Genomic DNA, 12,456 nt, shown 5'->3' with positions numbered 1-12,456 from the left:
TCCAACGGCGCGCGGGCCGCGAGGGTTCCCGTCCGCCCTGCGGGGGCTGTGCTAGCCCCCGTAGACGTGGGGCGCGAGCGTACCGACGAACGGCAGGTTCCGGTACTTCTCGGCGTAGTCGAGTCCGTAGCCGACGACGAACTCGTTGGGGATGTCGAAGCCGACCCACTCCACGTCGATGGCCACCTTGGCGGCGTCGGGCTTGCGCAGCAGCGTGCACACCTTGAGGGAGGCGGGCTCGCGCGAGCCGAGGTTGGAGATCAGCCAGGACAGGGTCAGGCCGGAGTCGATGATGTCCTCGACGATCAGGACGTGCCTGCCCTTGATGTCGGTGTCGAGGTCCTTGAGGATCCGCACCACGCCGGAGGACTGGGTGCCCGCGCCGTACGAGGACACCGCCATCCAGTCCATGGTGACGGGGGTGGACAACGACCGGGCCAGGTCCGCCATGACCATCACGGCGCCTTTGAGGACACCGACGATCAGCAGGTCCTTGCCCTCGTACTCCGCGTCGATCTTCGCGGCCAGTTCGGCCAGCTTCGCGTCGATCTCTTCCTTGGTGATGAGCACCTTCTCGAGGTCGGCACCCATGTCGTTCGCGTCCACCCGCATCACTTTCGGTCGTCCCACCGGCCACTCCGGAGCACCCCCGGCGACCCGGTCGGGTCGGTGGGAAGGTCCGGATTCAGCCTTGCCGAATCACCAGTCTGCCACCCTGGCGCCGGGCGACGACTTTGCCGGGGAGGTTGATGGCCCCCTGACCGCGCCAGCCGGTGATCAGCCGGTCGACTTCCTCGATGTGGCGGGCGAACAGCGCGCCGGCCGGGGCACCGGCCTCGATGGCGGCACGGCGCAGGATCCTGCGGCGTACGGCGGGTGGCAGGGCGTAGAGCTTGGCGCACTCCAGTACGCCGGTGGCGTCGCGGACGCCGGCCTCGGCCTGGCGGGCCCAGGTGTCGAGGGCGTCGGCGTCGTCCCGGGAGAGCTGGGCCGTACGGGCGAGGGCCTCGACGACGCCCTTGCCGAGGGCCTTCTCCAGGGCGGGCAGGCCCTCGTGGCGCAGCCGGGAGCGGGTGTAGGCCGGGTCGGCGTTGTGCGGGTCGTCCCAGACCGGGAGGGACTGGACCATGCAGGCCTTGCGGGCGGTCTGCCGGTCGACCTGGAGGAAGGGGCGGCGGTAACGGCCGCCGGCCCCCGAGACCGCGGCCATGCCCGACAGGGAGCGGATGCCGGAGCCGCGGGCGAGGCCCAGCAGGACGGTCTCGGCCTGGTCGTCGCGGGTGTGGCCGAGCAGGACGGCGGCGGCCCCGTGGCGGGCGGCCGCGGCGTCCAGGGCGGCGTAGCGGGCGTCGCGGGCGGCGGCCTCGGGCCCGCCCTCCCGGCCGACGGTCACGGCGGTCGCCTCGACGGGGTCGAGGCCGAGTTCTCGCAGGCGCAGGACGACCTCTTCGGCGCGCAGGTCGGAGCCGCTCTGCAGGCCGTGGTCGACGGTGACGCCGCCGGCGCGGATGCCGAGCCGGGGGGCCTCGAAGGCGAGGGCGGAGGCGAGCGCCATCGAGTCGGCGCCGCCGGAGCAGGCCACGAGCACGAGCGGCGACGGCGGACGCCCGGGCGCGCGCTCGGCGGCCGTCCCGGCGGGGACGCCTGCCGTGGTGTTCAGTTCGGTGAGGATGTCGTGGAGGACGCGGCGGACCGCCAGGCGTATCGCCGCGACCGCAGGATGGGGACCCATGTCCGGTGCCCTTCATGAAGTTTTTCGGGGGGTGAGACCCGAGGTTCGGTCACGTAGAGTGTGTAGATGGTGACAGAAACGGGCCGTTCCCCGAGCATCGCACGCCCGCCGAGGGGTTTCGGTCCCTCGGACGGGTGATTGAAGGGGCGTTCGCCTGCCGTCGGCCGGATTCGTTCACGACCCGCCCGCGGGGCTCACGCTTCCGGCTTGCGGTGCACCCGCGCGATCCAGTCCGCCGGTTTGGCGATCTCCGCCTTGGTGGGGAGGGTGTTGGGCGAGGTCCACACGCGGTTGAAGCCGTCCACGCCGCACTCGTCGACGACGGCCCGTACGAAGCGCTCGCCGTCCCGGTACTGGCGGAGCTTGGCGTCCAGGCCGAGCAGCTTGCGCAGGGCCAGGTCGAGGCGGGACGCGCCCTTGGCGCGGCGCTGCTGGAACTTCTCGCGGATCTCCCCGACACTCGGCACGACCGCGGGACCGACCCCGTCCATCACGAAGTCCGCGTGGCCCTCCAGCAGGGACATCACGGCGGTGAGACGGCCGAGGACCTCCCGCTGGGCGGGGGTCTGCACCAGCTCGACGAGCGACCGGCCGCCGTCGTCCTCCTCGCCCTCGGGACGGCCCCCGGCGAGCGTCTGGGCGGCCTCGCGGACGCGCTCCAGCACGGTCATGGGATCGACGTCGGTCTCCGCGAGGAACGACTGGATCTCGCCCTCGAGGTGGTCGCGCAGCCACGGCACGGCGGTGAACTGCGTGCGGTGCGTCTCCTCGTGCAGGCACACCCACAGCCGGAAGTCGTGGGGGTCGACGTCGAGTTCGCGTTCGACGTGGACGATGTTCGGCGCGACGAGCAGCAGCCGGCCGCCGCCGTTCGCGCCGGCGGGCAGCTCGCGGGAGGCGGGGGCGAAGGTCTCGTACTGGCCGAGGACGCGGGAGGACAGGAACGACAGCAGCATGCCCAGCTCCACGCCGGTGACCTTGCCGCCGACGGCGCCGAGGACCGCGCTGCCGGGGGAGCCGCCGCGGCGCTCCTGCATCTTCTCCAGCAGGGGCTTGAGGATCTCCCGGAACCCGGCGACGTTCGCCCGCACCCAGCCGGGGCGGTCGACGACGAGGACGGGGGTGTCGTGGGTCTCCTCGGTGGCCATACGAGTGAAGCCCCGGACGTGTTCCTCCGAGGCTTTGGCGTGGCGGCGGAGCTCCGCGACGACGGCCCGGGCCTCGTCGCGGCTCACCTCGGGTCCCGGCCGTACGAGCCGGGTCGCGGTCGCCACCGCGAGATTCCAGTCGACCATGCCGGAAGATGCGCCGATGCTCGTCATCCCTCAACGGTACGTGAGCGCTGCCGCTGGGGGCAGGCCGTGCGGGGCGGTGGGGTGGGCGCCGGGGGGCCGGTGCCCGTGGGGACCGCCGCGAGGGCGCCCGGCACGGCGGAACGGCGGCACGACCGCCCGCGGCTACGGCCGCTACGACGTCAGGGCCGTCGCCGCCCGGTCCAGGGCTTTCTGGGCCGCCTGGGGGTCCGTCGTGTCGTGGGCCAGGAAGGCGAAGGCCAAAAGGCGGCCGTCGGGGGTGGCCACCGTGCCGGCGAGGGTGTTCACGCCCGTCAGGGTGCCGGTCTTGGCGCGGACGAGGCCGGCCGCGCCCTCCGTGTAGCGGCTGCTCAGCGTGCCGGTGAAGCCGGCGACGGGGAGTCCGGTGAGGGCCGGGCGCAGCTCGGGCCGGGCCGGGTCGGCCGCCTCGGCGAGCAGGGCCGTCAGGAGGTCCGCGGTGATCCGGTCGGTGCGGTCCAGGCCGCTGCCGTCGTGGAACACCGCGCCCCGCACGGGCAGGCCGAGCTGCTTCAGCCGGGCGGTGAGGGCGGCGGAGACGCCGTCGAAGTCGGCGGATCGCCCGGTCGCCAGGGCGGTGTGGCGGGCGAGTGCCTCGGCGATGTCGTTGTCGCTGTCGGTCAGCATCCGCTCGACCAGGGCGGACAGCGGGGGCGAGGAGACGGTGGCGAGGGTGGCGGCGCGGTCCGTGGCCTTGGAGGGGCCCGGGGCCGACGTGGTGACGCCGTGCTCGCCCAGGAAGCCCGCGAAGGCGCGGGCAGCGTCCGCCGCCGGGTCCGCCGAACGCGGGGCCGGGCCGCTGGTGGAGACGTCCGTGCGGGCCTCGTCGGCCATCAGGGCGGTGATGGGGGCGAGGTTCTCGTTGACCCCGATCGGGTGCGTCTGCGTACCGGCGTAGAGCGTCGTGTCGTACGACAGCGTCACCTCGCGCACGCCGCGCTTCTCCAGGGCGGCGGCGGTCTTCTCGGCGAGGGCGCGCAGGCTCGCGGGGCCGGGGCCGGGGGCGTCCGGGCGGGCGGTGAGGGTGGGGTCGCCGCCGCCGACCAGGACGAGTTCGCCCGTGTCGGCCTCCAGGGCGGTGCGGGTGGTGAGGCGGTGGTCGGGACCGAGGGTGCCGAGGGCGGCGACCGCGGTGGCGATCTTGGTGGTGGAGGCGGGGGTCAGCGGTGTCCCGGCGCCCTGCCCGTACAGGCGCTCGCCGGTGGTGAGGTCCACGACCGCCGCCCCGCGCCGGGTGCCGAGCGCCGGATCGGCGAGGAGGGGCCCGAGGGCGTCGGCGAGGGCCTCGCCGCGCGGTGCCGCCTTGACGCCGCCGGGGGCGGCGCCGGGGGTGCCGGCGAGGGCGGTCAGCACGGACGCGGCGCTGGGGGCGGGCCGGGGCGTCCCCGAGGCCGCGCCGGGGCCGGCGGATCCGCGACCGTGATCTGCGCCACCCGTGCGCTCCAGGGCGACGGCCCGGTCCCGCTCGGCCGTACGCTGACCCGTGGAGTCCCAGGGACCGGCGGCGGTCACCACACCGGCGGCCAGTGCCAGCCCGGCGGTGGCGGCGCCGGCGGTGTACTGCCAGGTCTTCGGCCCGCGGGTGAGCTGCGGTGCCGTGGCCCGCGCGAGCCGCGTCAGACGCGGGCCGGCGGACCGGGCGGCGCGTGCGAGACGCGGACGTACGGCGCCCGCGGCCCGCGCCACGCGCGGTCCCGCGGTCCGCCAAGGCCTCAGCTCCGGCACTACCACCAGCCCCTTTCGCGATCACACACCTGCGTGAGGGACACTTAACCACCAGAACTATGTGCTGATCATGGAGGAGCGTCCGGTGGAGTTCGACGTCACGATCGAGATCCCGAAGGGTTCGCGGAACAAGTACGAGGTGGACCACGAGACCGGTCGTATCCGCCTGGACCGCCGCCTGTTCACCTCGACCGCCTACCCGACCGACTACGGCTTCGTCGAGAACACCCTCGGCGAGGACGGCGACCCGCTGGACGCGCTGGTCATCCTGGACGAGCCGACCTTCCCGGGCTGCCTGATCCGCTGCCGCGCGATCGGCATGTTCCGCATGACCGACGAGGCCGGCGGCGACGACAAGCTGCTGTGCGTGCCGTCGACCGACCCGCGGGTGGAGCACCTGCGGGACATCCACCACGTGTCGGAGTTCGACCGCCTGGAGATCCAGCACTTCTTCGAGGTCTACAAGGACCTGGAGCCGGGCAAGTCGGTCGAGGGCGCCAACTGGGTCGGCCGTGTCGACGCGGAGGCCGAGATCGAGCGGTCCTACAAGCGCTTCAAGGAGCAGGGCGGCCACTGAGGCAGCGCCCCTCTCGTCACGGGCCGCACGCGAGAGCGTGCGGCCCGTTCACGTTTGGGTGCGCATACTGAGGGTTACAGGAGGGTGTGTTCGTACCAGGGAGCGTTACGCAGGTGACGGAGGCCGAGGACCGCAAGCCGCAGTCGGACGAGGCGCACAGCGCCTTCCGGCAGCCCCAGGGGGTCGCGGCGTCGTCCGACGGCGAGTCGTCGACGACGTCCGAGTTCGAGATCCCCCAGGGGCTGGCCGTCCCGCGGCCCACCGGTTCGGAGTCCGAGACGACGTCGGAGTTCGCGCTGCCGGAGGGGCTGGACGTGACTCCGGCGCCGCCCGCCGAGTCGGAGGGGTCGGCGTTCAGCACGCCGAGCACGTACAGCGCGTGGAGCGCGCCGGCCGCGTTCACCCCGGCGAGCGGGTTCCCGGCGGTGAGCCTGACCAAGGACGTGCCGTGGCAGGACCGGATGCGCCTGATGCTGCGCATGCCGGTGGCCGAGCGGCCCGCGCCGGAGACGGCGCAGCGGCACGACGACGAAGCGGGCCCCGCCGTGCCGCGCGTGCTCGACCTGACGCTGCGCATCGGGGAGCTGCTGCTGGCCGGCGGTGAGGGCGCCGAGGACGTGGAGGCGGCGATGTTCGCCGTCTGCCGCTCCTACGGCTTGGACCGCTGCGAGCCGAACGTCACCTTCACGCTGCTGTCGATCTCCCACCAGCCGTCCCTGGTCGAGGACCCGGTGACGGCGTCGCGGACGGTGCGCCGCCGGGGCACCGACTACACACGGCTCGCGGCCGTGTTCCGGCTGGTGGACGACCTCAGCGACCCGGACACGCACATCTCCCTGGAGGAGGCCTACCGGCGCCTCGCGGAGATCCGCCGCAACCGGCACCCGTACCCGACCTGGGTCCTGACCGCGGCGAGCGGATCGCTGGCCGGCGCGGCCTCGCTGCTGGTCGGCGGTGACGTGATCGTGTTCTTCGCGGCGCTGTTCGGCGCGATGCTCGGCGACCGGCTGGCGTGGCTGTGCGCGGGGCGCGGGCTGCCGGAGTTCTACCAGTTCGCGGTGGCCGCGATGCCGCCGGCCGCGATCGGCATCGCGCTGACGCTGACGCACGTCGACGTGAAGGCGTCCGCGGTCATCACCGGTGGCCTGTTCGCCCTGCTGCCGGGAAGGGCGCTGGTCGCGGGCGTGCAGGACGGTCTGACCGGCTTCTACATCACGGCCGCCGCGCGTCTGCTGGAGGTCATGTACTTCTTCGTCAGCATCGTCGGCGGGGTGCTGGTGGTGCTGTACTTCGGCGTCCAGCTGGGCGCCGAGCTCAATCCGGACGCCGCGCTGGGCACGGGCGACCAGCCCGTCGTGCAGATCTTCGCGTCGATGCTGCTGTCGCTGGCCTTCGCGATCCTGCTCCAGCAGGAGCGGTCCACCGTGCTGGCGGTGACCCTGAACGGCGGCGTCGCCTGGTGCGTGTACGGCGCCATGCACGTCGCCGGCGGCATCTCGCCGGTGGCCTCCACGGCCGCCGCGGCGGGACTGGTGGGCCTGTTCGGGCAGCTGATGTCCCGGTACCGGTTCGCGTCGGCGCTGCCGTACACGACCGCGGCGATCGGTCCGCTGCTGCCCGGTTCGGCGACGTACTTCGGGCTGCTGGCGATCTCGCAGAGCGAGGTGGACGCGGGGCTGCTGTCGCTGTCGAAGGCGGTGGCGCTCGCCATGGCCATCGCCATCGGGGTGAATCTCGGCGGGGAGATCTCGCGGCTGTTCCTGAAGGTGCCGGGGGCGGCGAGCGCGGCGGGCCGGCGGGCGGCCAAGCGGACGCGGGGCTTCTAGCGCCGGGTGCCCACGAGCTCGGGGCCGCGGGAGCGCGGGCGGCCGCAGGCCCGGTGCGGGCTGGTCGCGCCCGCACGGCGGGGCCGCACGTCGATGCGGCCCCGCGCCCCTGCGGAGCGCTTCAGCGCCCCTGGTCGTACGGGTACTGGCCGCTCTGCTGGTCGCCGTAGGGCTGCCGGCCGTAGCCCTGCGGGTACTGCTGCGCGTACGGCTGCTGCCGGCCGTCGTACGGCTGCTGCCCGTCGTACGGCTGCTGGTCCCCGTAGCCCTGGTCGTACTGCTGGTCGTACTGCTGGTGGGGCTGCTGCGGCTGCTGGTACGGGTCCACGCGGCGGAGCTGGGTCGTCGCGTCGTCCATGACCGGGTACTGCGGCTGCTGGGGCTGCTGGGGCTGCTGCGGGGCCGACGGCGGGGCGGCCGCGGCGGCGCGCTTCTTCTTTCCGCGCTCGCGCAGGAACTCGATGCCGATCGGGACGACCGAGACCAGGACGATCAGGACGAGGATCGCCTCGACGTTGGTGCGGATGAACTCGATCTGGCCCAGCCAGTAGCCCGCGAGGGTGACGCCCGTGCCCCAGGCCACGCCGCCGATGACGTTGTACGTGAGGAAGGTTCGGTACTTCATGCGGCCGGCGCCCGCCACGATGGGCGCGAAGGTGCGCACGATCGGCACGAAACGGGCCAGGACGATCGCCTTGGGGCCGTACTTCTCCATGAACTCGTGGGCCTTCTCCAGGTTCTCCTGCTTGAAGAGTCTGGAGTTGGGCCGACTGAAGAGCTTGGGGCCGAGGAACTTGCCGATCATGTAGCCCACCTGGTCGCCGAGGACGGCGGCGGCGACGATCAGGGCACACACCAGCCACAGCGGCTGGCTGATGTACTGCCCCTGGGCGACGAACAGGCCCGCGGTGAACAGCAGCGAGTCGCCGGGCAGGAACGCGAAGAGTCCGGACTCGGCGAAGACGATCAGCAGGATGCCGGCCAGGCTGAAGGTCTCGATCAGGTAGTCCGGGCTCAGCCACTCGGGGCCGAGCGCAAGCGTGGTCACGGGATTGTGGCTCCTGCACTGGGGGTGGGCTGGGGTCTGGCTGCCCCAACGTATCAACGCGGCCGTCGGGGCCCAGGTTCCACGGAGATCCAAGGGGTGCGCTGTGCGCCCGGCCGGGGAACCCTGTGAACCATGGGCATTGAAGAATACGGCGGCGGACAGGGCCCTCAGCCCGACGTACTCGTCGTGACCACGAACGACCTGCCCGGCCACCGGGTGCAGGAGGTGCTCGGGGAGGTCTTCGGACTGACCGTACGCTCCCGGCACCTGGGGAGCCAGATCGGTGCCGGGCTGAAGTCGCTGGTCGGCGGTGAGCTGCGCGGGCTCACCAAGACCCTCGTCGAGACCCGCAACCAGGCCATGGAGCGGCTCGTGGAGCAGGCACGCGCGCGGGGTGCCAACGCGGTGCTGGCGTTCCGCTTCGACGTGACGGAGGCGGCGGACGTGGGCACCGAGGTGTGCGCGTACGGGACGGCGGTGGGGGGGGGGGGGGGGGGGGGGGGGGGGGGGCGGCCCCCCCCCCCCCCCCCCCCCCCCCCCCCCCACCGCTCAGGAGGTGTGCCGGGCGGCGTTGGCGAGGATCGCGTCGCGCATGTAGGCGGCGAGGCCCGGCTTGGCGGCGTCGATGTTTCGCGTGAAACGTTCGTCCGAGACGTACATCTCGCCCAGGCAGGTGTGCATCTCGTACCCGCAGTCGTAGTGGTTGCGGACGATCCCCTGCCGGTGGTCCTCGGCGGCGTCCATGGCCGCCTCGGAGTCGGCGGGCTCACCGGCGTCCATCAGCGCGACGAAGCGCCGGGTGAGCTCGTCGGCCTCGTCCTGGATGCGCTGCCAGTCCTCCTTGGTGTACGAGGCGGCCTTCTGCTGCGACTGGCGGTAGGCGTCGGTGTCGCCCCAGCGTTCCTGCACCTCCTCCTGGTACTGGTCGGGGTCGAAGTCACCGAAGACCTCGAACTTCTCCTCGGGCGTGAGGTTGATGCCCATGCTGCGTGCCTCCATGGCGTGCTCCACGGCCGCCGCCATCTTCTGCAGCTTCTCGATCCGGGCGGTCAGCAGTTCGTGCTGGCGGCGCAGGTGCGCGCGCGGGTCCGCGGCCGGGTCGTCGAGCAGGGCGGCGACCTCGTCGAGCGGGAAGCCGAGCTCGCGGTAGAACAGGATCTGCTGCAGCCGGTCGAGGTCGGCGTCGCTGTAACGCCGGTGGCCCGCGTGGCTGCGCTCGCTCGGTACGAGCAGGCCGATGTCGTCGTAGTGGTGCAGGGTGCGCACCGTCACCCCGGCGAAGCCGGCCACCTGTCCCACGGAGTAGCTCACTTCCGCTCCCTTCTGTGACGCCGTCCACGCTGCCCCCTCACGTGACGTGAGGTGCAAGCCCGGGTGCGCGGTCCGGACCTACCGTCGGACGCATGCCACTGCACCACGGGCGCCACCCGCCCCGCGAGGACGCCCGCCGACGCCGGCTCGCCGCGAACCCCGCAACGGTTTCTCGGCCGACATGGCCGGCCTGCTCATGGCCGACCTGGAGCGGCAGCAGCACCCCCTGACCCACGGCAAGGGCGCGGCGACCGGCTTCCACCACTAGTGCCGCGGCAGGCGGCGTTCGCCCCGTCGCGACGCCCGGCACGCACCTCGAAGGGGGTGCCCCCACTCGCCGCACCGGACGGAAGCCCGCGTACGTCCAGTACGGGGGCTTCCGGCCGGCACTCCCCCAGCCTCCGGCCGGGGGGACCCCCGGAGCACGCACCGGACGCCGCTCCTCACCGGGCGAACGTCGCCCGCCGCGGCACCAGGGCCTACCGGCTCAGGCGCGCGAACCCGCGTACGGCCAGCGGGAAGAACACGGCGAGCAGGGCCAGCGGCCAGGCGACGGCCGCCCAGAGGTGCCCGGGTTCCCCTCCGGGGCCGTCGAACAGGTCGCGGACGGCCGTGGCGGTCTGGGACATGGGGTTCCACTCGACGGCCGTGCCCAGCCAGCCGGGCATGGAGTCCGGTGCGGCGAAGGCGTTGGAGAGGAAGCCGACCGGCCAGACCAGGATCTGCACCGCCTGCACGAGCTCGGGCTTGCCCGCCACCAGGGCCAGGAAGATGCCGATCCACAGCATGGCGAACCGGAGGAGCAGGAGCAGGCCCATCGCGCCCAGGAACGCGCCGGCCCCGCCGTGGGCGCGCCAGCCGAGCGCGTACCCGACCGCGGTCAGCACCACGAGCCCCGCCGCCGACTGGAGCATGTCGGCGGCGGAACGGCCCACCAGCACCGCACCGTCGGCCATCGGCAGCGAGCGGAAGCGGTCGATGACGCCCTTGTCGAGGTCCCGGGTGACGGCGATCATGGTGCCCTCCAGGCCGAAGGCCATGGTGAGCGCCAGCATCCCGGGGACCAGGTAGTCGACGTAGTCGCCGCTCACCCCCCGGCCGCCGCCGACCAGGTGACCGAACATCAGCAGCAGCATGACGGGGAAGACCAGGTTGACGACGACCGTGACGGGCTGCCGTGCCCAGCGGGCCAGCTCGCGGCGGGTCATGGTCCAGGAGTCGGTCAGGGCACAGGCGGTCACGCGGCCTCCTCGGTGTGGTCGGTGAGGTGCAGGAACACCTCGTCCAGGGTCGGCCGGCGCAGGGCCACGTCCTCGGCCTCGATCCCGGCCTCCCGCAGCGCCCGTACGACGCCGGAGAGCGCCGCCATGCGGTCGGTGACCGGCGCGCTGAGCAGCCGGCGGTCGGGGTCGACGCGGACGCCGGTGAGCGGCAGCAGGGCGACGACGGCCTCCAGTCGGCCGGCGTCGCGCAGGACGACGTCGATGCGGTCGCCGCCGGTGGCGGCCTTCAGTTCGTCCGCCGTGCCGTCGGCGACGACCCGGCCGGCGTCGACGACCGAGATGCGGTCGGCGAGCTGGTCGGCCTCCTCCAGGTACTGGGTGGTGAGCAGGACCGTCGTACCGCCGCCGACCAGGGAGCGGACCGAGTCCCACACCTCGGCGCGGCCCCGCGGGTCGAGTCCGGTGGTCGGTTCGTCCAGGAAGAGCACCTCCGGGTCGGTGATCAGGGACGCCGCGAGGTCCAGGCGGCGCCGCATGCCGCCGCTGTACACGCCGACCGGCTTGCGTCCGGTGTCGGTGAGGCCGAAGCGTTCCAGCAGTTCGCCGGCGCGCGCGCGTGCCCGCCGGGCGCCCAGGTGGTGCAGGCGGCCGAACATCTCCAGGTTCTGCCGGCCGCCCAGTTCCTCGTCGAGTGCCGCGTGCTGGCCGAGCAGGCCGATGCGCAGCCGTACGGCGTACGCGTCGGTGACGACGTCGTGGCCGGCCACCTCGATCCGGCCCGCGTCCGGCCGCAGCAGGGTGGACAGGATCCGGACCAGGGTGGTCTTGCCCGCGCCGTTGGGACCGAGCACCCCGTGCACCGTGCCCCGCGTGACCGTCAGGTCGAGCCCGTCCAGCGCGTTCTTGCCGCCGTACTTCTTGCGTGCCCCTTCGACGGTGATCGCCGCGTCGGCCACTGCGCCTCCCTTGTTAGTCAAATTTGACTACTTGATGCGGGAAGATAATCCCCGCTCCTCCTCTTAGTCAAACTTGATCAGTCGGCGTCCTCGGGATGCCGGTCCCCCGTCGCGTACGGGTTCTCCTCGCCCTCCGCCAGGACGCCGACGAACGGCTCGCCCTCGCCCGCGAAGGTGTACGCGCCTCCGCGGATGCGCTCCACGAGCGCGCGGGTCCACTCGGCTCCGGTGTCGGCGGAGTGCACCCAGAAGTTCATGATCTCGCCGATGTGACCGAGCTGACCGGGGCCGTCCTCGGGCGTGTAGTACGTGGTGACGGACTCGCGCCACTCCCCGATGGCCCGGATCCGCTCCTCCAGGAGGGCCAGCACCTCCTCGCGGCCGAGGTCGACCATGAAGCCGAGCCCGGCGGAGAGCACGTCCGGTTTCTGGTCGTAGGCCGTGAGGGACTCCCGCAGCAGGGCGAAGTACTCCTCGGTGCCCTTCTCGGTGATCTCGTACTCCGTGCGCGGCGGGCCGCCGGCGGTCGACGGGGCGATCTCGTGCGCGTGCAGCAACCCCTGCTTGGCCATCTGCTTGAGCGCGTGGTAGATCGAGCCGGGCTTGGCGTTGGACCACTCGTGCGCGCCCCAGTACTCCAGGTCGTTGCGCACCTGGTAGCCGTGGGCCCGCCCGTGCTGCCGCACCGCGCCGAGCACCAGGAGACGGATCACTGACATGGGGTCCA

11 protein-coding genes and 1 pseudogene are annotated in these 12,456 nt (G+C 72.9%); 3 read left to right on the top strand and 9 right to left on the bottom strand.

Annotation, left to right across the window (positions count from 1 at the left end):
- Nucleotides 1–51: 51 nt before the first annotated feature.
- The 4 genes from hpt to dacB form a co-directional block, all read right to left on the bottom strand.
- The gene (gene hpt / locus ACIRFH_RS17975) at nucleotides 52–612 is read right to left on the bottom strand and encodes a hypoxanthine phosphoribosyltransferase (protein WP_403521704.1); all 561 of its coding nucleotides are present in this window, start codon (nucleotides 610–612) and stop codon (nucleotides 52–54) included.
- A gap of 73 nt (nucleotides 613–685) precedes the next feature.
- Nucleotides 686–1,732, bottom strand: coding sequence for a tRNA lysidine(34) synthetase TilS (tilS, locus tag ACIRFH_RS17970; protein ID WP_403521582.1), 1,047 nt, complete (start codon nucleotides 1,730–1,732; stop codon nucleotides 686–688).
- Nucleotides 1,733–1,926: 194 nt separating this feature from the next.
- Nucleotides 1,927–3,054: a zinc-dependent metalloprotease gene (locus ACIRFH_RS17965; protein ID WP_403521580.1), complete on the bottom strand. Its 1,128-nt coding sequence runs from the start codon at nucleotides 3,052–3,054 to the stop codon at nucleotides 1,927–1,929.
- Nucleotides 3,055–3,198: 144 nt separating this feature from the next.
- A complete protein-coding gene (gene dacB / locus ACIRFH_RS17960; RefSeq protein WP_403521578.1) occupies nucleotides 3,199–4,749 on the bottom strand; it encodes a D-alanyl-D-alanine carboxypeptidase/D-alanyl-D-alanine-endopeptidase in 1,551 nt (516 codons plus the stop codon).
- 124 nt (nucleotides 4,750–4,873) lie between these two features.
- Between dacB and ACIRFH_RS17955 the strand changes: the two genes are divergently transcribed.
- On the top strand, nucleotides 4,874–5,365 hold the full coding sequence (locus ACIRFH_RS17955; protein WP_006132604.1) for an inorganic diphosphatase: 492 nt from the start codon (nucleotides 4,874–4,876) through the stop codon (nucleotides 5,363–5,365).
- Between the two features lie 113 nt (nucleotides 5,366–5,478).
- A complete protein-coding gene (locus ACIRFH_RS17950) occupies nucleotides 5,479–7,191 on the top strand; it encodes a threonine/serine exporter ThrE family protein (protein ID WP_403521576.1) in 1,713 nt (570 codons plus the stop codon).
- Nucleotides 7,192–7,312: 121 nt separating this feature from the next.
- Here ACIRFH_RS17950 and ACIRFH_RS17945 read toward each other — a convergent pair whose 3' ends face one another.
- Nucleotides 7,313–8,239, bottom strand: a complete 927-nt coding sequence (locus ACIRFH_RS17945; protein ID WP_403521574.1) for a DedA family protein — start codon at nucleotides 8,237–8,239, stop codon at nucleotides 7,313–7,315.
- Between the two features lie 132 nt (nucleotides 8,240–8,371).
- Between ACIRFH_RS17945 and ACIRFH_RS17940 the strand changes: the two are divergent.
- Nucleotides 8,372–8,719, top strand: a pseudogene (locus ACIRFH_RS17940) (YbjQ family protein); the annotation flags it as partial.
- Between the two features lie 69 nt (nucleotides 8,720–8,788).
- On the opposite strand, the gene ACIRFH_RS17935 reads toward ACIRFH_RS17940, so the two are convergent.
- The 4 genes from ACIRFH_RS17935 to ACIRFH_RS17920 all read right to left on the bottom strand — a co-directional run bounded on the left by ACIRFH_RS17935 (nucleotide 8,789) and on the right by ACIRFH_RS17920 (nucleotide 12,448).
- Complete coding sequence (locus tag ACIRFH_RS17935; RefSeq protein ID WP_403521572.1) at nucleotides 8,789–9,550, bottom strand: MerR family transcriptional regulator; 762 nt, start codon at nucleotides 9,548–9,550, stop codon at nucleotides 8,789–8,791.
- Nucleotides 9,551–10,029: 479 nt separating this feature from the next.
- Entirely contained in the window at nucleotides 10,030–10,791 is a 762-nt protein-coding gene (locus ACIRFH_RS17930) for an ABC transporter permease (RefSeq protein ID WP_403521570.1), read from the bottom strand.
- Nucleotides 10,788–11,729: an ATP-binding cassette domain-containing protein gene (locus tag ACIRFH_RS17925; protein ID WP_403521702.1), complete on the bottom strand. Its 942-nt coding sequence runs from the start codon at nucleotides 11,727–11,729 to the stop codon at nucleotides 10,788–10,790. Before ACIRFH_RS17925 ends, ACIRFH_RS17930 begins: the two co-directional genes overlap by 4 nt.
- A gap of 77 nt (nucleotides 11,730–11,806) precedes the next feature.
- Nucleotides 11,807–12,448 (bottom strand): PadR family transcriptional regulator, encoded by a 642-nt coding sequence (locus ACIRFH_RS17920; RefSeq protein ID WP_403521568.1) that lies wholly within the window; start codon nucleotides 12,446–12,448, stop codon nucleotides 11,807–11,809.
- Nucleotides 12,449–12,456: the final 8 nt, after the last annotated feature.

It is taken from the genome of Streptomyces sp. NPDC093586 (assembly GCF_044764905.1).
Lineage (GTDB): Bacteria > Actinomycetota > Actinomycetes > Streptomycetales > Streptomycetaceae > Streptomyces.
This window is presented reverse-complemented; position numbering and strand designations above follow the sequence as displayed.

Coding starts and splice junctions, on each gene's coding strand:
- ACIRFH_RS17965 (WP_403521580.1), bottom strand. CDS start 3,054: ATGACGAGCATCGGCGCATCTTCCGGCATGGTCGACTGGAATCTCGCG.
- ACIRFH_RS17920 (WP_403521568.1), bottom strand. CDS start 12,448: ATGTCAGTGATCCGTCTCCTGGTGCTCGGCGCGGTGCGGCAGCACGGG.
- hpt (WP_403521704.1), bottom strand. CDS start 612: ATGCGGGTGGACGCGAACGACATGGGTGCCGACCTCGAGAAGGTGCTC.
- tilS (WP_403521582.1), bottom strand. CDS start 1,732: ATGGGTCCCCATCCTGCGGTCGCGGCGATACGCCTGGCGGTCCGCCGC.